Origin of the sequence: Streptomyces sp. NPDC020597, from assembly GCF_044335095.1 — a bacterium.
GTDB lineage: Bacteria > Actinomycetota > Actinomycetes > Streptomycetales > Streptomycetaceae > Streptomyces.
Genome location: NZ_JBIRUL010000010.1, coordinates 170,473 through 195,623, shown reverse-complemented (window position 1 = coordinate 195,623; position 25,151 = coordinate 170,473). Strand labels below are relative to the sequence as shown.

Sequence of the window (25,151 nt, the reverse complement as noted above, 5' to 3'; positions counted from 1 at the left end):
CGCTGAACGCTCCCTAGGGTCTGGCTGGAGTCGGTGGCGACACGGTGGCGCCGGTGACTCCCAGGAGAGCTGGCCGTTGTGAACCGGCTTGTCCCAGACGGACGGTGGGTGTGGGTGGCACTCCGTCCTGCTGTCCGTCCGCTATACATTAACCAAATGAGCGGGATGCCGCTCGATAGGGCCTGAAGATTTGACACAACCATGGCGCGTCACCCGCAGGCTCCCGTAAGTGAATTGAACCCTTTTCACCGTTTTAACGCCTTATGACTTCACCCGGACGGCGTATGCCGCCGAACGCCTCTCCCGGCCGCGCGTGCCCTCCGGCGGACGGCCCGCCCCGTCCGCCCCGTCCGGCCAGCCCGGTGCCGTCCGACCCCGACGGCTGCCGCCCGGCGGCGGGACGTGCGGGCCGTACACAACTCCCGTCCTGGGCCTGTCGGTTGGCAGCCCGCCGTGAGACCGTACGCCGATGACGTCGTCGTACGGGTTGCGCGGCAGGGCCGCCCTCGTCACCGGGGGCACGCGGGGCATCGGATGGGCGGTGGCCCGGGCGCTCCGTGACGCCGGGGCGCGGGTGTGCGTGAGCGCACGGGACCCCGACGAGGTGCGGCGCGCCGCCGCCGAGCTGGGCGGGGTGGGGCTGGCCGGCAGCGTCGCGGACCCCGGTCACCCCGAGGAGCTCACCGATCTGTGTCTGCGCTCCTTCGGGCGGCTGGACGTCCTGGTGAACAACGCGGCGACCAACCGGCCGTACGGCCCCCTCATGGACGCCGACCCGGACGTCTGGCGGGAGGCGTTCGCCGTGAACGTCGAGGCCCCGCTACGGCTGGTGCAGTGCGCGTGGCGCCGCTGGATGCGTGAGCACGGCGGGGCCGTGGTCAGCGTCTGCACGGAGGGCGCGGGTCATGTGGGGCCGGGCGTCGGCGCCTACGGCACCAGCAAGGCGGCCCTGCTGCACCTCACCCAGCAGCTGGCGGGCGAGCTGGGACCGGGGGTGCGGGTGAACTCCGTCTCCCCCGGCCTCGTCCGCACCGAGATGGCACGGTTCGTCTGGGAGCCGAGGGAGCGGGCCGTCGCACGGGAGCTCCCGCTCGAGCGCATCGGCGAGCCGCAGGACGTGGCCAGTGCGGTGCTGTGGCTGTGCTCGGACGAGGCCCGCTGGATCACCGGCGCGGACCTGCTGGTGGACGGCGGCACGCGGGTGCGGGCGGCACGCGCCGCACGTCGGGAACCGGGCGCCGGGTGACGCGCATCCCCGCCGCGCGCCTCCCGACGATCACCCGCGACCCGCCTGCGGCCCCGGATCCGGCTCAAGCTCCGACTCCGGCTGCGGATCCGGCTCAGCGGCAGGAACCCCCGGTCACCACTTGCCCGGCGCGTAGTCCTTGAGGAAGACCCCGTACAGGTCCTCGCCGGCCTCGCCCCGTACGACCGGGTCGTAGACCCGGGCCGCGCCGTCCACCAGGTCGAGCGGTGCGTGGAAGCCCTCCTCCGCGAGACGCAGCTTGTCGTAGTGCGGGCGCTCGTCGGTGATCCAGCCGGTGTCGACGGAGGTCATGAGGATGCCGTCGGTCTGGAACATCTCCTGCGCGCTGGTGCGGGTCACCATGTTCATCGCGGCCTTGGCGGCGTTGGTGTTCGGGTGCCCGGCGCCCTTGTAGCCGCGCCCGAAGACGCCCTCCATCGCGGAGACGTTCACGACGTACGCACGCCCGCTCCCGGCCTTCGCGGCGGCGTCGGCCATGGCCGGCCGGAGCTTGCTGATCAGGATGAACGGCGACGTGTAGTTGCACAGCTGGGTCTCGAGCAGCTCCACCGGGGAGATCTGCTCGATGGTCTGCACCCAGGTGTTGGTGTCGACGACGTCGGGGACCAGACCGCCCGCGTCGATGGCCGTGCCGTCGAGATGCCGGGCGACGCTGGCGTTGCCCGCGACCAGGGCGAGGTCGGCGACCTTCTGCGCGTCCAGGGCACTCGCCCCGACCGGCAGCGCGGCGAGCCCGTCGACGGCCCCGGAGCCGAACGCGCCGATCACATGGTACGCGGGCAGTTCGCCGGCGGGCAGCGGAGCGCTCTCGCCGCCCACCAGCGCGGCGTACGCGGAGGGCAGCCGGCGCACGGTCTGAGTGGCGTTGTTGATGAGGATGTCGAGCGGACCCGCGGCGGCGACCTGCTCCGCCAGGGCCACGGCCTGCGCCGGGTCGCGCAGGTCGATGCCGACGACCTCCAGACGGTGGAGCCAGTCGGCCGAGTCGTCCATGGCCTTGAAGCGGCGGATGGCGTCCTTGGGGAAACGCGTGGTGATCGTGGTGTGCGCGCCGTCGCGCAGCAGCCGCAGGGCGATGTACATGCCGATCTTGGCGCGGCCGCCGGTGAGCAGCGCGCGCTTGCCGGTGAGGTCGGCTCGCACGTCGCGCTTGTCCCGGTTCAGGCGGGCGCACTCGGGACAGAGCTGGTGGTAGAAGTAGTCGACCTCGACGTACCGGGTCTTGCAGGTGTAGCAGGAGCGCGGTCGCTGCAGTATCCCGGCGATCCTGCCCTCCTCGGTGACGGACGACGGCAGAATGCCCTCGGTCTCGTCGTCGATGCGCTGGGCGGAACCGGTGGCGGTGGCCTCGGTGACCGACTTGTCGTGGGCGGTCTTGGCGGCCCGGCGCTCCTGGCGGCGGCGCTGCTTGACCGTGCGGTAGACGCCCGCGGTGGCCCGGCGCACGGCGATCGCGTCGGGGTGGTCCACGTCGAGCTTGTCGAGCTCCTCCAGAACGGCGAGGCAGACGGCGAGCCGCTCGGGGTCGATGCCGGGTCCGTGCACGACCGTGTCCACGGCCTCCTCGGTGATCGCCGCCGAGTTGTCCTCTGTCACCGTCATCGCGCTGCCGCTTCCCTGCTCACCCGGGCGGCGCTCCGACCGCGCCCGCCTTACGAAGGGGGAATTTTACGGAGCGCCGAGCCCGTCCTCCAAACGCGTTCCCGTCAAGGGCCGCAGGCCGTGATGAGCGTCTCCACCTCGGCGCTCAGCGCATGGGCGACCCGGTCGAGGTCGGGGACGGCCTCGGCGTCGGCGACGAGCCCGTAGTGGACGCGGCCGCGGTAGGTGGAGACCGCTACGGCCAGCGCCTGGCCGCGCGCCAGCGGCGCGTAGGGGAACACCTCGTCGACCGGGTTCCCGCCGAGTTTCAGGCCGAGGCTGGGCAGCGGGACGCTGGTGACGAGGATGTCGAACCAGAACCGGGCGGCCTGGCCGGCCAGCGGCCCGCCGAGCCGGTGCCCGAGGGCCGGGACGTGATCGGCGAGCAGGGCCACGGCGCCCGCGCCCCTGTGCGGACCGGCGTCCTTGTTGCGGTCCATGGTGGTGCGGACGTGGGCGAGCCTGCCGAGCGGGTCCGGGTCGTCGACCGGAAGCCGCACCACGTAACCGGAGAGCCGGTTGCCCTGCGGGTGGGCGGTGCGCGGGCGGCGCTGGGAGACGGGGATCAGGGCGCGCGGCCGGACGCCCGCGCTGCCGTCCCCGCGCTCGTCGAGCCAGCGGCGCAGGGCTCCGGCGACCACCGCGATCAGCACGTCGTTGACGGTGCCGCCGGCGGCCTTGCGGATCCGGTGCACGTCGTCCAGGTCGATGACCACGCCGGCGGTGCGGCGGGTGCCGCTGGGCCCGGCGGTGAGCGCGGCGCTGGAGCGCACGCCGAGGCCGGAGACGGCGAGCGAGGCGCCGATGTCGAGGGCGCGGCCCACGTCGGAGACGGCCCCGCGCACCAGTCCGCGCAGCCGGTCCATGTCGGGGACGAGCCGCCGGGCGGGCTCGGCCGGGCGGGGCCGGCGCTCGGGCAGGTCCATCGGGTCGAGGACGGCCGCCGCCAGCGTCAGGGCGCGCAGACCGTCGGCGAGGGCGTGGTGGAACTTGAAGAGCACGGCGAAGGAGAGGCCGTCCTCGCCCGGCAGGACGTGCGCCTCCCAGGGCGGGCGGCCGCGCTCCAGGGGCCGTTCCATGAGCCGGCCGGCCACGGTCTGGAAGTCGGCCGCGGGGGCGTGCAGACGGACGTGGTGGCGGGGGTCGAAGTCCGGGTCGGCCTCGCGCACCGCTCCCCCGAAGGCGAGCGGCTGCCACACGTCCCGGATCCGCATCCGCAGCCCGGGGACGCCGGACGCCCGGGCCGCGAGCAGGTCGGCCGCGTGGGCGCCCGCGGCGGGCGAGTGCGCCGAGAAGACACCGAGGGCGCCCAGGTGCATGGGGTGCTCGGCCGACTCGAGGTTCCAGAACGCCAGGTCGAGGGGGGCCAGCAGATCATCAGCAGTCACGGACTTGCCTCGCGTCGAGGACGGGTTGAGCGAAGGACGGGTGGGAACCAGTCAACCCCTCGAAGGCGATTACGGTCAAGCATGATCAGGCTACGCACAGTTAACATCGGATTAAGTTCATGACACCAGGCAGCCCTTGCCCAGGGCGATCACCCCGCCCGGGGACACCGTGTACAGCTCCGCGTCCCGCTCCGGGTTCACGCCGATGGTCGCGCCCGGAGGGACGTCGACGTTCTTGTCCAGAACCGCCCCGCGCACCACGGCTCCCCGTCCGATGTGCACATTGTCGTGCAGGATCGAGCCCTGGACGACCGCGCCCGGGTCCACCACCACCCCCGGCGACAGCACCGACCGGGTCACCTGTCCACGGATCAGACACCCCGAACTGATGATCGACTCACCGGCGATGCCTCCCGCGTTGAAACGCGCCGGGGAGAGCTGGCCCGAGTGGGTGTAGATCGGCCAGCTGCGGTTGTACAGGTTGAACGCGGGGCGCTCGGCGATCAGGTCCATGTGGGCGTCGTAGTACGCGTCGAGCGTGCCGACGTCCCGCCAATAACCCTGGTCCCGGGTGGTCTCTCCGGGGACGTGGTTCTCGCTGAAGTCGTACAGCCCCGCCTCGCCGCGGTCGGTGAGCTGGGGGAGGATCGAGCCGCCCATGTCGTGCACGGACGACTCGTCCTCGGCGTCCCGCTGGAGCGCCTCTATGAGGGCCTTGGTGGTGAAGATGTAGTTGCCCATCGACGCGAACACCGAATCCGGGTCGTCGGCGAGCCCCGGCGGGTCGGCCGGCTTCTCCAGGAAGCGCTCGACCGTCTGGCCGTCCGAACCCGGCGTGATCACCCCGAAGGAGGAGGACTCGCCCCGCGGGACCCGGATCCCCGCCACCGTGACACCCGCGCCGCTCTCGATGTGCTGGGTGAGCATCTGGCGCGGGTCCATGCGGTAGACGTGGTCGGCGCCGAACACGGCCACGTACTCGGGCCGTTCGTCGTAGATCAGGTTCAGCGACTGCAGGATGGCGTCGGCGCTGCCGAGGTACCACCGCGGTCCGAGCCGCTGCTGCGCCGGGACCGGGGTGACGTAGTTGCCGAGCAGGCTCGACATGCGCCACGTCGTCGTGATGTGCCGGTCCAGCGAGTGCGACTTGTACTGCGTCAGCACGCAGATGCGCAGGATGTCGGCGTTGACGAGATTCGACAGGACGAAGTCGACGAGCCGGTAGGTGCCACCGAACGTGACCGCGGGCTTCGCCCGGTCGGCGGTGAGCGGCATCAGCCGCTTGCCCTCACCGCCCGCCAGCACGATCCCGAGCACCGTAGGTCCTCCACGCCGCATGGCCGCTCTCCTCACCCTGGTCGGATACCCATGGCTGCCCCGGCGCGGGGCTCCCTACGCCTGTTTGACGATCTCCTGGTACAGCCGGACGGTCCGCCGGGCCACCGCGTCCCAGCCGAACTCCCCCACCGCACGCGCCCGCCCGGCCTCACCCATCCGCGCCGCGGCCGCCGGGTCGCCGAGGATCTTGTCCAGCGCGCTCGCGAGGTTCGCCTCGAAATCCTCGTCGACGGTCACCAGGCTGCCCGTCACCCCGTCCTCGACGACCTCCGGGATCCCACCGACCCGCGAGGCCACCACCGGCGTGCCGCAGGCCATCGCCTCCAGGTTGACGATGCCCAGCGGCTCGTACACCGAAGGGCAGACGAAGACAGCCGCGTGCGTGAGGAGTTGGATCACCTCGGGGCGCGGCAGCATCTTCGGTATCCAGTGCACCCCGTCCCGGGAGCCGCGCAGCTCGGTGAAGAGATCACGGAACTCCCGCTCGATCTCGGGGGTGTCGGGCGCCCCGGCGCACAGCACGACCTGCGCCGCGGGATCGATGTCCCGTACGGCGCGCAGCAGATGCGGCACGCCCTTCTGCCGGGTGATCCGGCCGACGAACAGCACGAACGGCCGGTCCGGGTCGAGGCCGATCCGGCTGAGCGCGTCCGTGCCGCGGTCGGGCCGGTAGAGAGCCGTGTCGATGCCGTTGTGCACGACGTGGACCCGCTCGGGGGCGAGCGAGGGGTAGCAGGCGAGGATGTCGTCGCGCATCGCGCCGGAGACGGCGATCACCGCGTCGGCGGCCTCCACCGCGGTCCGCTCGGCCCAGCTCGACAGGGCGTAGCCGCCGCCGAGTTGCTCGGCCTTCCAGGGGCGCAGCGGCTCCAGCGAGTGCGCGGTCACCACGTGCGGAACGCCGTACAGCTCCTTGGCGAGATGACCGGCGAGGTTCGCGTACCAGGTGTGGGAGTGGACGAGTTCACGCCCTTCGAGGGCGGCCGCCATGGCCAGGTCGACCGAGAAGGTGCGCAGCGCGTCGTTGGCGCCGTCCAGCACCGGCCACGGCCGGTGACGGTGCACCCCGTCCGTGCGGCCCTCGCCCCAGCAGTGCACGTCGAGGTCTATCAGCCGTCGCAACTCGCGGGCGAGGAACTCCACATGGACTCCCGCGCCGCCGTACACGTCCGGGGGATACTCCCGGGTCAGTAGGCCTACTCGCACCCGGAACCCCCAGTCTCAGCGGCCGACTCCCTTCATGGTCACCCAGACGGGGCGCGCGGGGAAGAGCGCGGGGATCGTGTGAAGCAACAGTCGCCGCAGAGGCCTGCGCCGGGGACCCGGTAGTAGAGACAGCAGCTGCGGCGGCGGAAGACGCCGTCGGACAGCGTGCCGGTGTCCGTGAGGAGCGGGTGGGCGAGGAGCGCCGCGGTGAGATCACGCGTGCGTGCGGCGACGTCCGGGCGGCCGTGCCCGTCCGCCCACCCGACCAGCAGACGCGCCGTCGCGGCGAGGGCGGAGGCGGCGTTGCCGCGCAGCAGGCCGGGCGCGACCGGGCAGCGGGCGCGCAGGGCCGCGGAGAGGGGTTCGAGGTGGTCCTCCAGGACGGCCGCCGCCACGGACCCGGCCACGCCGGCCACGGACCCGGCCATGCCCGCCACGGACTCGCCCGCGCCCGTCGCCGGCTCGGCCACGCCCGCCGCGTCCCCGGGCCGGGCCCGCACCCGCGTCAGCCACAGGTCGTCCGGGGCTGCCGCGTCCGGGTCCCAGCGCAGCAGCCCGGGGGCGAGGTCGGGGACGCACCCGTACAGGACGGTGCAGCCCACGGCGACCGACCACAGCCGGGCCGCCAGCCCCTGCTGGGCCACGGACGCGCCGATCCGCTCCTCGGGCGCTCGTAGCGCGCGGGTCACTTTTCGGACACGAAAGGCCAGCGGGTCCTCGTGACGTTCCGCTCCGGAGCTCCCGGCGGCGCCCGCCGTGGGCGGCGCCGGAGTCCGCGCGTAGGCCTGCGCGAGGGTGGGCAGCCGGGGGTCGGGCTCTCCTGGGCTCCCTAGTGGCGTGCGCAGGGCGAAGAACCCGCCCAGCGGGCGGAGCAGGGCGAGTTCGGGGTCGAGGTCCACGAAGTCCAGTAGTACCAAGGGAGGGCAGGGGCCGGGGTCAGGGGGATCCCTGGTCCGTCACCCGCCTGAGGGAGGACGGAGGTCCTTTCGTACTCCATCGGCAGTAGGACCCAATGCGTGCTCAGGGACGACGACGGGAACAGATCGACAAGGCATCGTGTTGGTTATGAGAGCCGACCGTACGCCGCGCCGGGCCGTGTGCCCCCGCCTCACGCAGAGGAGCAGCTCATGAGCGCCCTCGCGTTGTCCGTGGTCCTGTCGCTCGTCTCCGCTGTCGCTTACGCGGGCGGGGCGATCGTGCAGGAGCAGGTGGCGGTGTCCTCCCCCGACGGGGAATACGCTCCGCTGCGCCGCCCGGGCTGGTGGGCCGCGGTGGCGCTGAACGGCCTCGGCGGACTCCTGCACGTGGTGGCGCTCGCCTACGGTCCGCTCAGTCTGGTCCAGCCGCTGGGCGCGCTGACGATCGTGTTCGCGCTGCCCATGGCCGCGCTGTTCGTCGGCCGCCGGGCCGGGGCGACGGCCTGGCGGGGCGCGATCATGGCGACGGTCGGTCTCGCGGGCCTGCTGTCCCTGGTCGGGGCGGCCGACGCACAGTCGCTGTCCACCGCGCAGCGGATCACGGTGGCCGTGATCACCGCCGGCGCGGTGGTCACCCTGATGATCGCCGGGCGGGCCGCGCACCGGCACCCGGTGGTCCGCAGCGTGCTGCTGGCGACCGCGTCGGGCATCGCCTTCGGCATGTCGTCGGTGTTCACCAAGACCGTCGCGGTCGACTGGACGGACGGCGTCTCGTCGGCCGACATCCCCTCGCTGGCCGTCATCGGGGTGCTGGCCACGGCCGGCATGCTGCTCTCCCAGGCGTCCTACCGGGGCGCGGGCCTCGCCGCACCGCTGGCCACGCTGACCGTGATCAACCCGGTGGTGGCGGCCGCGGTCGGCATCACGATGTTCGGCGAGACCTTCCGCCACGGCACCACGGGCACCGTGCTCGCCCTGGGCTGCGCCGTGGTGGCCGCGGGCGGACTGATCCTGCTCACGACGGAGCGTCTGCAGACCACGCATGCTCAGCCGGAGCCGGCGACGGCCGGCGTGCCGGCCGCGCGTACGCGGCCCGACGACGTCACGACGACCGTCCCGGCGCCTGCCGCGGCCGCACCGTTCCCGGCACTCCCGGCGCCTGCTGCGGCTGTGACGTTCCCGGCGCCTGCCGCCGTCGCCGTGGAGCCGGGTGCCGCGGCCGGGACCGGCCCGGACCGCCTGATCCCCGCCTCGCTCGCCGGTGGAAAGGCGCGGGGGGCGGACGACCGCCTCCGCGACGGCCGGTACGACGACGCCCGGAACGATCTGGAAGGCCTGGGCGACCTGCACGAGGACGCACGCGCCGGGCAGTCGGCCGACGCCGTGACGGCCGCCGTCCTGCCGTCGTTCTACACCCCGCTCTACGGGGGGCTGCACATCCCGGTGCCGGTCACGGTGGACCGGCACCGGGTGCGGGTCAAATCCTGACGCCGCCGGCCCTCAGATACGCCACGGGGTCGACGTCCGATCCGAAGCCGGGCCCCGTCCGCACCTCGAAGTGCAGATGCGGGCCCGTGCTGTTGCCCGTGGAGCCGGACCGGCCGATGCGCTGGCCGGCGCCCACCGACTGGCCGTCCCGCACGGAGATGGCCGACAGGTGGGCGTACTGGGTGTAGCGGCCGTCGCCGTGCCGGATGACCACCTGATAGCCGAACGACCCGCCCCAGCCCGCGCTCACCACTTCCCCGGCAGCGACCGCCTTCACCGTCGTCCCCGTGGCCACGGGGAAGTCGACCCCGGTGTGGTAGCCCTTCGACCAGGACGAACCGGACGCGTGGTATCGCGTTCCGGTGGCCGCGTCGACGGGAGCCACGAAGGAGCGCCCGGCCGACGTCCCGCCGTCGCCCTTCTCCGCCTTGGACCCCTTGGAGTTCTTGGAGTTCTTGGAGTTCTTGGCCGGTTTGCTCTGCTTGTGCTGCTCTCCGTGACCGCTGGGTCTGCCGTGAGCGCCCGGCTTGCCGTGGCCGCTGGGTCTGCCGTGAGTGCCCGACGTGCTGCCGCCGGCGGACGTCGCTCCGGCCCGCAGACTGAGCCGCTGCCCGGGCAGGATCAGGTCGGGGTCGGAGCCGATGACCGTCCGGTTCGCCGCGTACAGGCCCTGCCAACCGCCGCGGACGTCCTCGTCGTCGGCGATGCCGGACAGGGTGTCGCCGCGGACGACCGTGTACATCTCCGCGGTGCCCGCACGGGACTGCGGCGTGCTCTGCGGCCGCACGTCGTCCAGGGACGTCCCCGACGTGCCGGACTTCGTCGCCCCGGTCGCCCGGGACGTGCCGCCCTTGTCGCTCGTGCCGCTCTTCGCGGACGTCCTCCCCGAGCCGTTCGGGTGGACGTCGGGGGCGTCGCCGCCGCGGCTCAGGCCGGCCCGCACCGAGCACGCCGGCCACGCACCGGGCCCCTGCCCGTCGAGCACCTTCTCCGCCACGGCGATCTGCTGGTCCCTGGTGGCCAGATCCGCTCGGGGCGCATACCGCGTGCCGCCGTACGCCTCCCAGGTGGACTGCGTGAACTGCAGTCCACCGTAGTAGCCGTTGCCGGAGTTGATGTCCCAGTCGTTCGTCGACTCGCAGGCGGCGACCTTGTCCCAGGTGTCGGCGTCGGCCGCCTGCGCGGTCGCCGCGCCCATGAGCGGTATCGCGATGCCGGCACCGCCCGCCGTGACGGTGAGTGAGGCGCGGTTGATCCTGTTCGGCTGATACCGGCGGTGCCGGCCGCGTACGGCCATGGGGTCCCCCTCGACATTGCGTCAGGAGCGGCAAAAGTATGGGCTGCGAACAGGCCATGACAAGGCGACAACCGGCCGCTCCGACGCCGTCGGGAGCACGGCCGCCGCCGGAGGGCCGCCGGGAGGGCCGCCGGCAGGCCTGCGCGGGCCGGTCGCACGACGAATCGGCACGGGAAACCCGTCAAGATGGACCCGAGGACGACAGGATGACAGCACGCTACCGACGCGCACCTCCGGAGGAGCCACCCGTATGAGCACTTCAGCCCAGATCGGCGTCACGGGACTCGCGGTCATGGGCCGCAATCTCGCCCGCAACTTCGCACGCAACGGTTACGCGGTCGCGGTGCACAACCGCACGGCGGCACGCACCCACGCGCTGGTGGAGGAGTTCGGTCACGAGGGCGAGTTCGTGGCGGCCGAGACCGCCAAGGATTTCGTCGCGGCGCTGGAACGACCCCGCCGCCTGGTCGTCATGGTCAAGGCGGGTGAGCCCACCGACGCGGTGATCCGGGAGTTCGCGCCGCTGCTCGAGCCCGGCGACATGATCATCGACGGCGGCAACGCGCACTTCGCCGACACCCGGCGCCGCGAGCGCGAACTGCGTGAACAGGGACTCCACTTCGTCGGAGCCGGCATCTCCGGCGGTGAGGAGGGCGCGCTGCACGGCCCCAGCGTCATGCCGGGCGGTTCCCCCGAGTCGTACGAATCGCTGGGCCCGATGCTGGAGAAGATCTCCGCCAAGGCCGCGGACGGGGCGCCCTGCGTCACCCACGTGGGACCCGACGGCGCTGGCCACTTCGTGAAGATGGTGCACAACGGCATCGAGTACGCCGACATGCAGCTCATCGGCGAGGCGTACCAGCTGCTGCGCGACGTCGCCGGGTACGAGCCCGCGCAGATCGCGGACATCTTCCGCACCTGGAACACGGGCCGCCTCGACTCCTACCTGATCGAGATCACCGCCGAGGTGCTGTCCCACGTGGACGCGGCGACCGGCAGGCCCTTCGTGGACGTGGTCGTGGACCAGGCCGAGCAGAAGGGCACCGGCCGCTGGACCGTCCAGATCGCGCTCGACCTCGGGGTTCCGGTGTCGGGGATCGCGGAGGCGGTCTTCGCACGGTCGCTGTCGGGACACGCGGGTCTGCGCGAGGCCTCGCGCACTCTGGCGGGACCGAAGGCCGCCGCGCTCGGCGAGGCCGAGGCGCAGGCCTTCGCCGACCGGGTGGAACAGGCGCTGTACGCCTCCAAGATCGTGTCGTACACGCAGGGCTTCCACGAGATCGCGGCCGGTAGCGAGGAGTACGGCTGGGACGTCGACCTCGGCGCCGTCTCCGCGATCTGGCGGGGCGGCTGCATCATCCGCGCCGCCTTCCTGGACCGGATCCGCGCCGCGTACGACGCCCGGGCCGACCTGCCGAGCCTGCTCTCCGACGCGACGTTCGCCTCCGAGATCGCGGCGGCGCAGGACGCGTGGCGCGAGGTGCTGGTGTCGGCGACGCTGCAGGGCGTTCCGACACCCGGCTTCGCGGCGGCACTGGCCTACTACGACGCCCTGCGGGCGGAGCGGCTGCCTGCGGCGCTCACACAGGGGCAGCGGGACTTCTTCGGGGCGCACACGTACCGGAGGGTGGACCGGGAGGGCGCGTTCCACACGCTGTGGGGCGGGGACCGCTCGGAGGTGGACGCGTAGGCGCAGCTCCCGGGACCCGCGCCCCGGTAAGCGCCCGCCGGCGGTGAGCGGTGCCGGGGCCGCCCACCGCCACCGCGCCGGTCAGGTCAGGGGTGGGCCCGGTTCCGGGCTGGGGACGGGCTCCGGCCCCGGCGGGATCGGCGACGGGGACGGGTCCGGCGGCCCCGGCTGCGGGGGCGGCGCCGGATCCGGGCCGGGCGGCTGCGGGCCGGGGGGCTGCGGCTCGGGCGTGGGCACCGGGCTGGGGAAGGGCTCCGGGCTCGGGAAGGGCTCCGGAGGAACGGGGTCGGGGCCCGGCGTCGGCCCGGGCGGGACGGGGGCGGGGTACGGGTCGGTCATCGTGTCCTCCGGCCGCTTGCGGGGTGCTTGGCTGTGGAACTACTCCCCCGCGTACCCGGGGCCGCCCCGCACACTCACCCGCGTGGCCGCGACCGGCCGAGCCCCGGAACCGCCCGCCCCACGGCCGCCCGCACCACCGTCGCCGGGATGACGGCGCCGCCGACGGGCCGCTGTCCCGCCCGCCGGGCTCCCGGGCCACCTAACGGCACGCCCCCCGGCCATCGGCCCCTTTGGCTTGCAGATCGCCCGGGAGGCCATACACAGGACGCCCGGGCCCGGGGCCCGAAGGTCAGAACCGGCCGGGGTGGGCGCGCAGCCAGTCCTTCGCGGCGCTCAGCAGCTCGGGGTCCGCGGCGGGGGCTTCCTCGGGATGCCGTGCCGCCCACTTCACGACGTACGGGCACAGCGGCGCCACCGGGACACCGTCGCGCGCGGCCAGCGCGTACAGCTCGCGCGCCAGCGACCCCGCGACGCCCTTGCCCTCGTGGGCCGGCTCGACGACGGTGTGCACCGGCACCAGCGCGGTCGCGGGCGACTCGAGGACGAAGTACTCGATACGGCCCACGACTTCACCACCGTCGCCGACGGCTTCGAGGCGGCCCGCCGCCCGGTCGTCACGGATCTCGATGTCGCTCATGGGCACTCCCGGTGCGATCGCTGCGCCGGCCGGCGCCGGCTGCTTCGGTCAGGCCGACACCGCGTGCGGGCTGCGCTCCTGGTCCGTGCCCGGTACCGGCTCCGAGGGGTCGGCGCCCAGGGCGACGATCCGGTTGCCACGGTCCACATGCACGATCCGCGGCTCCAGCGCCCGCGCCTCGGCGTCGGTCACCTGAGCGTAACTGATGATGATCACCAGGTCGCCGGGGTGCACGAGATGCGCGGCGGCGCCGTTGATGCCGACGACGCCGGAACCGCGCTCCCCTTCGATGACGTACGTCTCCAGCCGGGCCCCGTTGTCGATGTCGACGATGTGCACGAGCTCGCCCGGCAGCAGGTCGGCGGCGTCCAGCAGGTCGGCGTCGATGGTCACCGATCCCACGTAGTGCAGGTCGGCCTGGGTGACGGTGGCACGATGGATCTTGGACTTGAACATGGTGCGCAGCATTTTCAACTCCCGGAAGACGGCTCCCTGCCTGCTTTGTGCAGGTCAAGGGCGGTATGCACTCTACACGGGCACGCGCCGAAGTCGACGATTGTGAGCAACATCGCTCCATCCGCATCGCATCCTCGCCCTGGCCGCCGTGATCTGGCACGACGATGCCACCGGACAGGACACCCTCCGCTCGCTGACAATGTACGACCGCTGCCCCTTGGAATTGATCATCCAGAGATCTTTAAAGGTGCGGATGAGGTATCCCGATGGCAGTGGGTCGACGATGCCAGTGGGTTGACGGACGAGGAACGGAGTCGGCGTGAGCAGGTCCGGCCGGCAGCCGCTGACCTGTTCGAAGCCGGGGCAAGTGACGGGGAGGTGGCCCGGCGGTTCGGTGACCCGGATATCGGCGAACCGCTGGCAGCGGGCGTTGGCTACGGGTGGTCGGCAGGCCCTGGCCTCCAGAAGCCCTGGTGGTGCCCGTTGCAAGCCCGGCTCGGGACGACTACGCGTACTGGAGACGGTGTTGCATGCCGGCCCTGCCGCCTCCGGCCGGCCCGACCAATGCTGGACGCTGGCCCGGATCGCCGAGATCGTGCGCCGCTCCAGCACGTTGCCCTTGCGTCCGCAGATGTCGCAGCTGTCCGCCAGGAGTCTCGCGATGAAGTTCCTTGTGTGGATACTTCACCCGGACCGGCTGACGGTCGAACCCGGTCCCCGTCACGCACTACACCCGAACGGGGGGGGTGACCACGGCGCTCCCGGGACAGTCACGCAACCGCGTTCAGCAGGTCGGCCAGCAGGTCGGGCCGTTCCAAGGCGATGAAGTGGCCTGCTCCCGGCACCTGCGTGAAATCGGCGGCCGGCAGCATCTCCTTGTTGGCTTTCCGGTCCGATGGCCGCGACCAGTCCTTCTCCCCGTAGACGAGGTGGACAGGCGCCTTGACCTCGGGGTAGCGCGAACGAGCGGCGATGAGGCTGGGCATGTTCTGGTACACGCCCCGGGCAACGCTCGGGTAACCGGGGCGGCTGCCCACCTGGAGGAGTTCGTCGAGGTAGTCCTCCCGCAGCGCGGTCCTGTCGACCAGCCCGCCCTGCAGGATCCTGCGGACGACGGGCTTGGGCTCCACCCCGGCGACCACCGGGCCCACCCCCGGAGTGAGGACACCGCTGACCACCACACGGGCGAGGAGGCTGGACCGGGCGATACCGCCGGGGAAGTCGTAGGTGTTGACCGCGACCACGCGCCGTACTCGCTCCGGCAGGTCGGCCGCGGCGGTCAGGGCGAGCACCGCCCCCATGGACTCACCGACCAACGTCACGTCCTGCAGGTCGAGTTCGGTGAGGAGTCGCTCGACGCCCGCGCGCATGGCCGGCTCGTCGTAGGACGCCCCGGGCACGATCTCGGAGTAGCCCATCCCCGGCAGGTCGAGGGCGTACACGGTGTACCGGTCCGCGATCAGCGGGATGAGGAGACGGAAGTGCTCGGCCTGGGTACGCACGGTGTGCAGCAGGACCAGGGGGGCGCCGCTGCCCGCCTTGAGGTAGCGCAGGGTCCCCTCGTCGCTGCGGTGTCCTGCGCGGGGGGCGATGGTGTGGCTGGTGGTTCCCGGGATGTGAATCGTGGGACGGGGCTCTGAGCTGGGCATCTCGCTGGCTTCCCTTTGCGTGAACTGCTGCGGACGAGTGATTCGGACAGGGCCCGCCCGAAGGGGGCATGACCATGGACCAGCCCTTGGATTCATCGAGAAACCGACCGGTTTCCATCATCGTAAACCGATCGGTTTCCTTGCGCAAGGCTGAGGTCGCCAGCCCCAGCAACGGGGTCAGCACACAGGAGAGACGCGTACGCGGGAGTGCCATCCGCACAGCGGTCGCCGATTCCGCACTCAAGGGCCACTACGGCACGTCCAAACGCTCCGGCTGCAGGTGCAGGGCTACGCCGCCGTGGCGAGCCGCCGAGGCTAAAGGTGATGCGGCCAAGTGGCCCGGGCCGACCGGATGAGGCCCCGGGAAACATCGCGCCTGCCGTTGGGCGCCGACGTCGACGAGACGACGGCCTTCCTGGCGCGCGGCACGCCCGTCAACACCCTTGCAGCCGCCGGATTCCCCTCGATTGCGGGGAATCAGGGGGCGGGAGCCATCGCCCCGGGGAGGGCACGGTCACGGCGCCTGCTCGAGAGGGGATGCGTCAGTGCATGCCTGCCGCATCGAGCAGGGTGGTCACGGTGGGCATGACGAGCCCTGCCAGATTGTCGGCTCCGATCCCCGCGCGGGCACTGGCGCCGTCGAAGACCAGGCTGAGCTGCCGGGCCAGCAGGCCGGGACGGCTCGCCCCGCCCCGTTCGGCCTCGGCACGGAAGAAGACGGTCAGATCCTCTTTGACCCGGTGGGCCACCTGGCTCGCAGGATGGCTCCGGTCTTTGAGCTCGACCTGAGCAGCCAGGTACCGACACCCTTGGAAGTCGGGCGCACCCGCCTGCTCCTCCAGCTGGTCGAAGACGTACAGGATCCGCTCGCGGGGTGAACGGCCTTCGTCCGCCGCCGGCAGGAACCCGGCCGCGAAGGCAGAGGCGCGCTCACCCAGGCTCGCCGCCAGCAGTTCGTCCTTGCTCTCGAACAGCTGGTACAGGGAACGCTTCGACACCCCCGCCGCCTTGCACAGCGCCTCGACGCCGACGCCGACACCGTCTCGGTAGGTGAGCGTGGCCGCCGCCTCCAGCAGCCGCTGCCTGGTACTCGGCTTCACTTCGGTGGTCATACCGCGAGGTTAACTCGACGCGGACAAGATGAAAACCGATCGGTTTACAGCTCCTTCTGCGCGCGCCGGGACCGACGGGCCGCACCCTAGGCGAGCCGCTCGATCAGCATGGCCATGCCCTGCCCGCCGCCGACGCACATCGTCTCCAGGCCGATCTGTTTGTCATGGGCCTGAAGGTTGTTGATGAGCGATCCGGTGATCCGCGCTCCGGTCATCCCATACGGGTGGCCCAACGCGATGGCCCCGCCCGAAACGTTGAGTCTGTCCTCGTCGATCCGGAGCGCCTGTGCAGAGCCGAGCACCTGCACGGCGAACGCTTCGTTGATCTCGACGAGGTCGACGTCGCTCATGGTCAGGCCTGCGTGGTCGAGTGCCTGACGGGTGGCCTCGATGGGGCCGAGGCCCATGATCTCCGGCGAGAGACCGGTCACGCCGGTGGAGATGATGCGGGCCAGCGGCTGCAGGCCGAGTTCACGCGCCCGGACGTCGGACATGATGACGAGGGCCGCCGCTCCGTCGTTGAGCGGGCACGAGTTGCCGGCGGTGACGGAGCCCTTCTCACGGAAGACCGGCTTGAGCGCGGAGACCGCATCCAGCGTCGTCCCGGGCCGCGGGCAGTCGTCCTCGGTCACGATCGAGCCGTCGGGCAGGGTGATCGGGGTGATCTCCTTGCGGAAGTGGCCGCGCGCGATGGCCTCCTCGGCTCGGTGCTGCGAACGAACCGCCCACCGGTCCTGCTCTTCGCGACCGATGCCCGTGAGGGAGGCGACGTTCTCCGCGGTTTCACCCATGCTGATGTACACGTCGGGCACCAGTCCCGACTCCCGAGGGTCGGTCCAGGCCTCGTGGCTCGCCTGCCTGGCGGCCGAGCGGGCCTGAGCGACGCCGAACGCGGGATGCTGCGTGTCCGGCCAGGAGTCCGAGTTGCCGTTGACATACCGGGACACGGCCTCTGTGCCCGCCGAGATGTAGACCGAACCCTCGCCTGCCTTGATCGCGTGGAAGGCCATCCGCGTCGACTGCAGCGACGATGAGCAGTAGCGGGTCACCGTGGTGCCCGGCAGGTTGTCGTAGCCCAGTTGGACGGCGACGTTGCGCGCCAAGTTGAAGCCTTGTTCACCACCGGGCAGACCGCAGCCGAGGATCAGGTCTCCGATCTCGTCGGGGTCGAGTCCCGGAACCTTGGCGAGCGCCGCAGCGATCACCTGGGTGGCGAGATCGTCGCTGCGCATCTCCTTCAGCGACCCCTTGAACGCCCGACCGATCGGCGAGCGGGCGTAGGACACAATCACGGCTTCGGGCATTTGGGTGCTCTTCTCGGAGATCTGGCGATGGGTTCTGTCCGGGCGAGCGGCTCTCGAGCTCCGGCAGAACAGGGATTACGTCAGCAAGGTAGCCACCCGGAACAGGTACTCCATAGGACGATCGCGCCTCTCCGTGGTACGTCCGCGCCAGACGGCCCCACGAGCGCCCCGGTTTCCCGGAGAAGTCGAGTACCCAGATGTCGAGTTGGGGATGATCAGCCTGTCAGCCTCCCTGGGGGCGCCTGCCTCGCTCCGGCAGTTCGAACCCACGCCTCCCGGCGGCGCTCGCCGCTCCGGTGCGCGCTCACTGTCGGCCCCGGATCGACGCCGGTGCGAAGGACAGGCCGGGGCCCGTCGCGGCGCCGCCACCCCCTGAAGCGTCACGCCGGCCCCTTGCGGCCGGCACCTCAGAGTGCGTTCGGGTGGCGGGAGGGGATCTCGCCCCCCGGGCCACCCGACCTTCGAAGAGGGCGGGCCCTCCATGACCGGGGAACCACCGGCGGTCAGTGGGATGACAGGGCTGCGGCGTGAGCGGCCCGCAACGAGGGCTTGTCGATCTTCCCGACAGCGTTCTTGGGGATGGCGTCGACCACGAGGAACGACGTCGGCCGCTTGTAGCCGCTGAGGTGTTGCGCAGTCAGCGCTTCCAGAGCCGCGGGGTGGACAGTTGCACCGGGCCGCGGCTGGACGTAGGCGACCACCACCTCTCCCCACTTGTCGTCAGGCACACCGATGACGGCGGCCTCGAGGACAGACGGGTCAGACGTGAGGACGTCCTCGATCTCCTTGGGGTAGATGTTCTCGCCACCACGGATGATCATGTCTTTCGATCGCCCGACCAGGGTCAGGTAGCCGTCCGCGTCCAGGTGGCCCACGTCGCCCGTGTACAGCCATCCGTCCACGATCGTCTTCGCCGTGTCTTCCGGCCGGCCGAGATAACCACGCATGACGTTGGGGCCACGCACGATGACCTCACCATCCCTGCCGGTCGCCAGCTCGTTGCCCTGCTCGTCGACGATCCGGAGCTCCTGCCCCGGGACGGCGACCCCCACGGTGCCTGCGCGGCGCGGACCCGCGACGGGGTTGACGGTGGAGAAGCAGGTTCCTTCGGACAGCCCGTAACCCTCGATGACGGGGAAGCCGTACCGAGCCTCGAATCGGATCGGCAACTCGGCGGAGGCGGGTGCTGCGCCGCACGTGCCGTATCGCAGCGAGGACGTGTCGGGTCGGACGTCGGCCGGCAGCGCCTCGAGGATGTTGTAGATCGTGGGCACGGCGCTGAAGTAGGTGGGTCGCTCCCGCTCGACGAGATCGAAGAAGGTCTTGGGGTCGAACCGGTCGGTGATGAAGACACTGCCGCCTGCGACCAGCGGCATGAGCACGCTGACCACGATGGCGTTGACGTGGAAGAGCGGCAGGATCAGCAGGCAGCGGTCGGTCGGCCCGGTCTCGACCGCCTGGCACCCCATCGCCGCCATCGCGTCGATGTTGGAGTGGTCGAGCATCACGCCCTTCGGCACGCCCGTCGTTCCGCTGGTGTAGATCAGGAGTGCCGGCGCGGTCGAGTCCGGCTGCGGCGTCGGACCCGATCCCACCGCCTCTCCGTACAGGTCGTCGACGGCCACTGTGGCGACGCCTGCAGCGGTCGTGCCGTCCTCGACGACCAGCACGCGTGCGCCCGAGTCGTGGAGCTGCCTTGAGAGTTCACCCTCCGTCAGGCTCGGATTGACCGGGGTGACGGTCGCCCCGAGCCGCCAGGCCGCGAACAGCAGGAACACGAACTCGACGCGGTTCCTCAGCTTGAGCGCCACGACATCGCCGGTACCGATCCCAAGGTCCTGAAGGTGACGAGCAGCAGCCCGGACACGGGTCAGGAACCGGGCATTGGTGAGCGACTGACGCCCGTCGGCAACCGCGGGCCCGTCCGGAGTGGATGCGGCGCGACGGTCGGGCAGCGAGGCGAATTCCATGGTGAGGTCACCTATCGTGGTGTGGCGCGTTTCAACGCGAAGGCAACAGTGCGGGCTTCGGGTGACGGGCTCGGTCACTCAGCGGCGTCGCGCTTCGCGATCGCCTCGCCGGCGGAGAACCGGAGCGTCCAGACGTTGCCGTGGTGCGGGTACTTCTCCACCATGGTGGCCACCAGCTCCTCGGCGTCCTTCGCGGCCTCGGAGGCAGCCGCGAAGTCCTGGATGTAGGCGCGGGTCTGGGCGATCATCGTCTCGACCGCGTAGTCGTCGCCGTCGGGCCTGCGGTGTCCGGACACGATCATGCGCGGGCGGAGGCTCTCCACGGTGTCGACGGTCCCGAGCCAGTCCTGCCACTCGTCGGGCGTCGACAGGCCGAGCATCGGGTGGATCTCGTTGTAGATGGAGTCACCGGCCACGACGACGTCGATCTCGGGGATGTGCACGATGCTCGTGGGATGGATGTCGGCCTGCTTCACCTCGATGATGTGCAGGGGAGATCCGTCGACGTACAGCGTGTCGCCTTCGAGTGGCTCCGGAAGCGGCCCCGCCATGATGCAGGAGTCGCCGAACAGCATGCCCCACTGCTCGATCTGAAGCTGCATGGTCTGCTTCATGGACTCGACCACGTGGGGCAGCGCCACGGCCTTCGCCTCCGGGAACCGCTCCAGGAGCGGTCCGAAGCCCAGGTAGTGATCGGCGTGATCATGGGTGATGTAGATCGTCGTGAGCTTCTTGCCGGTGCGCTCGATCAGGTCACCGAGGTCGCGGACGTCGTCCTTGAGGTAGAGCGCGTCGATCAGGACCACCTCGGTGGCACCGCTCACGAGCGTGGCCGTGGTGGGCGAGAAGGTGCCGTTCGGTACGCCGGGAAACTCCTCGGCCGGGACATTCGGCCATCGCCCGACGAAGACCGTGGCGCGGATGGGTGGGGCCGGCGAGGAGTGGGTGTCAGTGGTCACGAGGTGCCTCCGGTTGCGGTGTTGTCGGCCGACGCGGCATTGCGCACGTCGGCGGCGAAGTCACGTTATGAACGCACGCTCGGTGACTCGTAGAACGAGTGCGCCGAGCGCTGGTATACGAGCGCCACGTTGCTCTCGAGCACCACCGCGGCAGCGCGGAGTGCCGGAGTGATCGCGACGGTCGGCACGACGCGCCGTTCGCTCGGCAGGGAGCGGAAAGTCCGGACAGCGGGATCATCGCCGCGGTGGTCCGGCTCGTCAGAGATCGCGCGGGACCCCGCGACCGGTAGCGGCGGGCGCGGTATCCGCGTACGCCGTCATCCGCGTCAGTGCGCCCGTCGTCCGCCCCACATTCGTAGGCGAGGGTGCTCGGCCCCGCGACGACCGCACGCAGCGCCTCCTCTCTTTCGCTGCTGAAGCGGCCTGCGCCAGTTGTCGGCAGGTCGATGTGGGGAGGTCGATGTGGGGAATCCTTCCCCGGCTCCCAGGTCGCCCTCGGGGATCCGGAGATGGATGAGGTCCCGGGCCCGCACGGTGGACAGGACCCCAACGGTGCCTCGGGACCTCGGTCAGGGGATCAGCCGGCCGGCTGCCCGTAGGGGACGGGCCGGTTCTCCTTGGCCCAGAGCTTCTCGATGTCGGACTCCGGCGGAGGCGGAACGAGGCCCTGGACGCGCCACAGATCCATGGCGGTCTCGTCGATGTGGACCTCCCAGTCGTAGCCGCGGTCCTTCACGAACGGCGCCAGCTTCTCCTCGATGACCTCCATGCACAGGAACCGCATCTCGGGGTCGTCCATCTGCCGGGCGATGTGGTCCACGCGGATCCGTACGAAGTTGTTGTTCGCGTTGCCACCGACGTACATGGTGTTCGCCGGCATGTCCTTGAACAGGACGACGACATAGAACTTCGGCAGGTCATAGGCGTAGTCCGTGTACAGCGAGGTGATCCTCTCGGACAGTTGCTCCTTGTCCTGCGGGGTGAAGGCGTTCTCGGGGGTGAAGATCTCCCAGTACGGCACTGCGGCTCCTTGATGGATGGGTCGGTGACGGGAGGTGCGGCTTGCGGCTCGGCGATGCGGCTCAGGAGGGGGCTCAGCCCCAAAGGTGCTTGACGAAGTGGTCCCGTGCGGCTGCGGAGAGCTCGTCGAAGCCGGGGCCGCTGTAGAAGTCGAAGTGGCCGCCCTGCTTGACGATGATCTGCTTCGGCTCCCGGGCCTCCTCGTACGCGTCGAGGGCCAACTCGAAGGGGGCCACCCTGTCGTTGTCGGCCACGATCATCAGCAGCGGGGTCGGCGCGATGCGGCTGATGAAGGTTCCTGGGGCGTACTCGGTCACCATTTCCATGCTTCGAGCCGTCAGCTCGTTCTTCCAGTTGGGCGCCCGGTCCGCCGACGTCTTGCTGAACCACTCGTAGGCGTCGGTCGCGGGCATCACGGCCTGCGCCGTAGGGTCGGCCGCGACGACCGGGACCATGGCGGGCTCTCCGCCGGTGAACCGGTTGAGTCGGTCGCCCTCCTGGATCGCACGGAAGACCGGGATGAAGTCCGGCCGGATCGCCCGGCTCAGGGTGCGCGGGCCGGTGATGAACGGCACCTGGGAGACGACGGCCTTCACCCTCTTGTCGATCGCCGCGACCATGAGGACGTGTCCACCGGAGAAGCTGGAGCCCCAGATGCCGATCTTCGACGCGTCCACCTCGGGACGGGTGGTGGCGTAGGTGATCGCGTTCCGGAAATCCCGGTACTGCAGGACCGGGTCGACCTCTTGGCGGGGAGTCCCCTCACTGTCGCCGAAGTTCCGGTGATCGTAGGCGAGCACGTTGAGGCCGGCTTCGGAGAAGACCACGGCATAGTCGTCGAGGTGCATCTCCTTGACGCATGACAGCCCGTGCGCCAGGACCACCACCGGTGCCGGTGTGCTGGTGTTCCTGGCCGGATAGAACCAGCCCCGGAGGGTGACGTCGCCCTCGCCCTGGAACTCGATGTCTTCTCGATTCATGTGATCTTCCGATTCGCTTGCGATGGTCCGTCGGTCGTGTGGAGGTTCACCCGGAGTGATCCGGAACTCGCGAGTAGCGGTGTCGGGCCCAGAATCCACGAATGCCTGTGAGGGCTCATAGAAGGATCGCGCCGCGGGGTGGTACGGGTGTGTCACCGCCTACGAGGAGACGGTCAGGCGCATCCGTGGGCTTCCCGGTAGTCGCCGGGCGACAGCGAGAACTCTCGGCGGAACTCCCGTCCGAAGTGGCTGGCGTCGCAGAAGCCCCACCGGTGCGCGATCGCGGCGATGCAGAGGTTCGTGTTCACCAGGTCGCCTCTGGCCGCTGCCAGGCGGTGCATGCGGATGACCGACCCGACGGTGTCCCCGGTCGACGCGAAGGCCCGGTGGATCGTCCTCGGAGAAACGCTGTGGGCGGCGGCGAGGTCGGCGACTCTGATCGGTCCACCGGCGAGATGGTCGACGATCCAGTCCTCCAGCCGCCGCCGGAACAACTGCAGGAACTCGTCGTCGCCGATGTGGGGTCGACTAGCACGGATCATGCCGGCGATGAGGACGAGGAGGGAGTTGCGCGCTCCCTCGGCCTCCGCCGCGGACATCCGCCCGATGCGCCGGTCCAGGCTCATGAGGAAGCCGTGGAGGAGGTTGGCCAAAGGGCTCTGAGCCGTGTCCAGGAGCAGGCAACCGGGTGCGCCGCCCCCCGCGTCGAACGGGGACAGGGCGCTCATGGGCACCCGGACCGTTCGTTTGGCCAGGTGGTCCGGGACGACGAACCGCCCGGTGGTGCGGGTGCTCATGATGAGAACCGTTCCTGGTCGCAGGACGACGGTCTCGTCAGCAGTCTCGATGATCTGTTGGCCGGCGTTGGCGGCGAGGAGCAGCAGCGCGTCATCGTCCTGACGCACTGCGTTTCTGCCTCGGGTCCCTTCGACCTGCGCGCACACCCAGTCGGTGATGAGCAGGTCTCCGAGGTCCAGCTCCTCAGCAGATCCGAGGCGCTTGGCCGGCCCGGTGAGCCGCAGGTCCATGGAGGCCAGGCGGTCGCGGACGGCGAGCCTCCAGCGGACGTCCAACTCCTCGGGTGTCAGCAGGCCGGCGGGGCTTAGCATGGGTGGGGCGACAGTCACTTCGGCTCCAGCTCGATAGAAGCTGTCCTCTCGGTCGTGACTCGTAGTCTGCTTCGTCGAAACATTCCGGTACTTGCCCTGAGGCGACAAGGATTTGTCCTTGCGTGACACCGATCTTCCTGTCCGGTGCTCTGCCCTGCAGGGGCTCTCCGCGCTCGTCACCGAGATCGGCGGCTCGGGCCCGGAACTCCTCGCGGGATACGGCTTCGACGAGGCGAGGATCGCCGAGGGCACCTCGTTCGCCAGTCTCCGACTGGTCGAGCGCGTTCTCGAGGAAGCGGCCCGCCGATTCGCGCTTCCGGACCTCGGTTTGAGGATGGCGGCGCAGCAGGATCTGCATGTGCTGGGACCGCTGGCGATCGCCATGGAGAACTCACGCACGATCGGCGAGGCCATCGAGTGCGCGGGCCGGTACCTGTTCGTCTACAGCCCGGCCCTCTCACTCGAGGAAACCGACGATCCGCTGGGAAGTCCCGGTGTGGTCGGCCTTCGCTACACGACCACGGGCATCAAGGCATCACCACAGGCGATCGACTACGGCATCGGGATCGTCCACCGAGTCCTGACGCTGATCCACGGCGACGCACCCTACGGACTTCGTTCGGTCCTGCTTCCACACGCTCGCCTGGCACAGGAAAGCTCCTACCGGGCGTACTTCGGGGCCGAGGTCAGATTCGACTGTCCGAGCGCGGCCCTGCGCGTCCCGAGCCAACTGTTCTCGACACCGGTCAGCGGCGGCGACGACCTGCTTCACGACATCGCGATGGACCATCTCGAAACGCACTTCGGCCACCATCACGTGCCGATGTCGGACCTGGTCGCAGCGATTCTCAGCGAACAGCTCGGATCCAGCGGTCCGGACCTGCCGAAAGTCGCGCGTCTGCTGAGTCTCCACCCGCGATCAGTTCAGCGGTCCCTGTCCAAGGAGGGCACGACCTTCTCCGGCGTCGTCGATCGTGTACGCCGGAGTCAGGCCCTGCACTTGATCACGACGACCGACCTGTCCTTCTCGCAGATCGCGGCCGGCCTGGGGATGCAGGAACAGTCCAGCCTCACTCGTGCGGTACGTCGGTGGTTCGACACGTCACCTTCCAGACTGCGACGCGAAGCACAGGAGCCGAGAGGTCGGTCGGCCCTCATCGACTGAGCGTGCTCCGCGAGCCCCGAGCCGGCCCCGGGAGATCTCGTCTCTCCACGGTCTCAAATCCGCGGCCGCCTTCGTCGAAGACCGGGCATGGCGCAGGTGCGGGGCACTGCTGCCGGCGTCGGATACCGCGCGCGTCAGAGGGGATGGGAGACGAGAACCTCATCGCCGATGCCACAGCCCTCGCCGGCGGTGGCCCCGCCGTTCCCGGCGAAAGCGATC

Annotated in this window: 20 protein-coding genes; 4 read left to right on the top strand and 16 right to left on the bottom strand. The window is 70.6% G+C overall.

The features are described 5' to 3' along the window. The first annotated feature begins 469 nt into the window (after positions 1 to 469). Positions 470 to 1,246 carry an SDR family oxidoreductase gene (locus tag ACH4ZA_RS19850; RefSeq protein WP_398430663.1) on the top strand — a complete coding sequence of 259 codons (777 nt, stop codon included), beginning with the start codon at positions 470 to 472 and terminating at the stop codon, positions 1,244 to 1,246. Between the two features lie 114 nt (positions 1,247 to 1,360). On the opposite strand, the gene ACH4ZA_RS19845 is transcribed toward ACH4ZA_RS19850, so the two are convergent. From ACH4ZA_RS19845 to ACH4ZA_RS19825, 5 genes are all read right to left on the bottom strand, one after another. Then, positions 1,361 to 2,869 carry an SDR family NAD(P)-dependent oxidoreductase gene (locus ACH4ZA_RS19845; RefSeq protein ID WP_398430661.1) on the bottom strand — a complete coding sequence of 503 codons (1,509 nt, stop codon included), beginning with the start codon at positions 2,867 to 2,869 and terminating at the stop codon, positions 1,361 to 1,363. 104 nt (positions 2,870 to 2,973) lie between these two features. Then, positions 2,974 to 4,296, bottom strand: a complete 1,323-nt coding sequence (locus ACH4ZA_RS19840; protein WP_398430659.1) for a wax ester/triacylglycerol synthase family O-acyltransferase — start codon at positions 4,294 to 4,296, stop codon at positions 2,974 to 2,976. Between the two features lie 117 nt (positions 4,297 to 4,413). Continuing rightward, on the bottom strand, positions 4,414 to 5,634 hold the full coding sequence (glgC, locus tag ACH4ZA_RS19835) for a glucose-1-phosphate adenylyltransferase (protein ID WP_398430657.1): 1,221 nt from the start codon (positions 5,632 to 5,634) through the stop codon (positions 4,414 to 4,416). 54 nt (positions 5,635 to 5,688) lie between these two features. Continuing rightward, positions 5,689 to 6,840 carry a glycogen synthase gene (glgA, locus tag ACH4ZA_RS19830; RefSeq protein WP_398430656.1) on the bottom strand — a complete coding sequence of 384 codons (1,152 nt, stop codon included), beginning with the start codon at positions 6,838 to 6,840 and terminating at the stop codon, positions 5,689 to 5,691. Between the two features lie 38 nt (positions 6,841 to 6,878). After that, positions 6,879 to 7,739 carry a (2Fe-2S)-binding protein gene (locus ACH4ZA_RS19825; RefSeq protein WP_398430654.1) on the bottom strand — a complete coding sequence of 287 codons (861 nt, stop codon included), beginning with the start codon at positions 7,737 to 7,739 and terminating at the stop codon, positions 6,879 to 6,881. Between the two features lie 228 nt (positions 7,740 to 7,967). Between ACH4ZA_RS19825 and ACH4ZA_RS19820 the strand changes: the two genes are divergently transcribed. Next, the gene (locus ACH4ZA_RS19820) at positions 7,968 to 9,245 is read left to right on the top strand and encodes a DMT family transporter (RefSeq protein WP_398430652.1); all 1,278 of its coding nucleotides are present in this window, start codon (positions 7,968 to 7,970) and stop codon (positions 9,243 to 9,245) included. Here ACH4ZA_RS19820 and ACH4ZA_RS19815 read toward each other — a convergent pair. Further along, on the bottom strand, positions 9,235 to 10,542 hold the full coding sequence (locus ACH4ZA_RS19815) for a transglycosylase family protein (protein WP_398430650.1): 1,308 nt from the start codon (positions 10,540 to 10,542) through the stop codon (positions 9,235 to 9,237). The genes ACH4ZA_RS19820 and ACH4ZA_RS19815 overlap by 11 nt on opposite strands. A 250-nt stretch (positions 10,543 to 10,792) precedes the next feature. On the opposite strand from ACH4ZA_RS19815, the gene gndA reads away from it, so the two are divergent. Beyond that, the gene (gene gndA, locus ACH4ZA_RS19810; RefSeq protein ID WP_398430648.1) at positions 10,793 to 12,232 is read left to right on the top strand and encodes an NADP-dependent phosphogluconate dehydrogenase; all 1,440 of its coding nucleotides are present in this window, start codon (positions 10,793 to 10,795) and stop codon (positions 12,230 to 12,232) included. 628 nt (positions 12,233 to 12,860) lie between these two features. Here gndA and ACH4ZA_RS19805 read toward each other — a convergent pair. The 10 genes from ACH4ZA_RS19805 to ACH4ZA_RS19760 form a co-directional block, all read right to left on the bottom strand. After that, the gene (locus ACH4ZA_RS19805; protein ID WP_398430647.1) at positions 12,861 to 13,208 is read right to left on the bottom strand and encodes a GNAT family N-acetyltransferase; all 348 of its coding nucleotides are present in this window, start codon (positions 13,206 to 13,208) and stop codon (positions 12,861 to 12,863) included. A 48-nt stretch (positions 13,209 to 13,256) separates the two neighbouring features. Then, a complete protein-coding gene (panD, locus tag ACH4ZA_RS19800) occupies positions 13,257 to 13,676 on the bottom strand; it encodes an aspartate 1-decarboxylase (protein WP_398430645.1) in 420 nt (139 codons plus the stop codon). A 758-nt stretch (positions 13,677 to 14,434) separates the two neighbouring features. Further along, complete coding sequence (locus tag ACH4ZA_RS19795) at positions 14,435 to 15,313, bottom strand: alpha/beta fold hydrolase (RefSeq protein ID WP_398430644.1); 879 nt, start codon at positions 15,311 to 15,313, stop codon at positions 14,435 to 14,437. 542 nt (positions 15,314 to 15,855) lie between these two features. Continuing rightward, the gene (locus ACH4ZA_RS19790) at positions 15,856 to 16,425 is read right to left on the bottom strand and encodes a TetR/AcrR family transcriptional regulator (protein ID WP_398430642.1); all 570 of its coding nucleotides are present in this window, start codon (positions 16,423 to 16,425) and stop codon (positions 15,856 to 15,858) included. A gap of 86 nt (positions 16,426 to 16,511) precedes the next feature. Continuing rightward, positions 16,512 to 17,729 (bottom strand): acetyl-CoA C-acetyltransferase, encoded by a 1,218-nt coding sequence (locus ACH4ZA_RS19785; protein WP_398430641.1) that lies wholly within the window; start codon positions 17,727 to 17,729, stop codon positions 16,512 to 16,514. A 503-nt stretch (positions 17,730 to 18,232) separates the two neighbouring features. Next, a complete protein-coding gene (locus ACH4ZA_RS19780) occupies positions 18,233 to 19,777 on the bottom strand; it encodes a class I adenylate-forming enzyme family protein (RefSeq protein WP_398430639.1) in 1,545 nt (514 codons plus the stop codon). Continuing rightward, positions 19,774 to 20,658 (bottom strand): MBL fold metallo-hydrolase, encoded by an 885-nt coding sequence (locus ACH4ZA_RS19775; RefSeq protein ID WP_398430638.1) that lies wholly within the window; start codon positions 20,656 to 20,658, stop codon positions 19,774 to 19,776. The genes ACH4ZA_RS19780 and ACH4ZA_RS19775 overlap by 4 nt, the downstream gene beginning before the upstream one ends. Before the next feature lie 577 nt (positions 20,659 to 21,235). Continuing rightward, positions 21,236 to 21,679, bottom strand: a complete 444-nt coding sequence (locus tag ACH4ZA_RS19770; protein ID WP_398430637.1) for a tautomerase family protein — start codon at positions 21,677 to 21,679, stop codon at positions 21,236 to 21,238. A gap of 73 nt (positions 21,680 to 21,752) precedes the next feature. Continuing rightward, complete coding sequence (locus ACH4ZA_RS19765) at positions 21,753 to 22,658, bottom strand: alpha/beta hydrolase (protein WP_398430635.1); 906 nt, start codon at positions 22,656 to 22,658, stop codon at positions 21,753 to 21,755. A gap of 173 nt (positions 22,659 to 22,831) precedes the next feature. Further along, positions 22,832 to 23,767, bottom strand: a complete 936-nt coding sequence (locus tag ACH4ZA_RS19760) for an AraC family transcriptional regulator (RefSeq protein ID WP_398430634.1) — start codon at positions 23,765 to 23,767, stop codon at positions 22,832 to 22,834. Between the two features lie 118 nt (positions 23,768 to 23,885). Between ACH4ZA_RS19760 and ACH4ZA_RS19755 the strand changes: the two genes are divergently transcribed. Next, the gene (locus ACH4ZA_RS19755) at positions 23,886 to 24,932 is read left to right on the top strand and encodes an AraC family transcriptional regulator (protein WP_398430633.1); all 1,047 of its coding nucleotides are present in this window, start codon (positions 23,886 to 23,888) and stop codon (positions 24,930 to 24,932) included. The last annotated feature ends 219 nt before the right edge of the window (positions 24,933 to 25,151 follow it).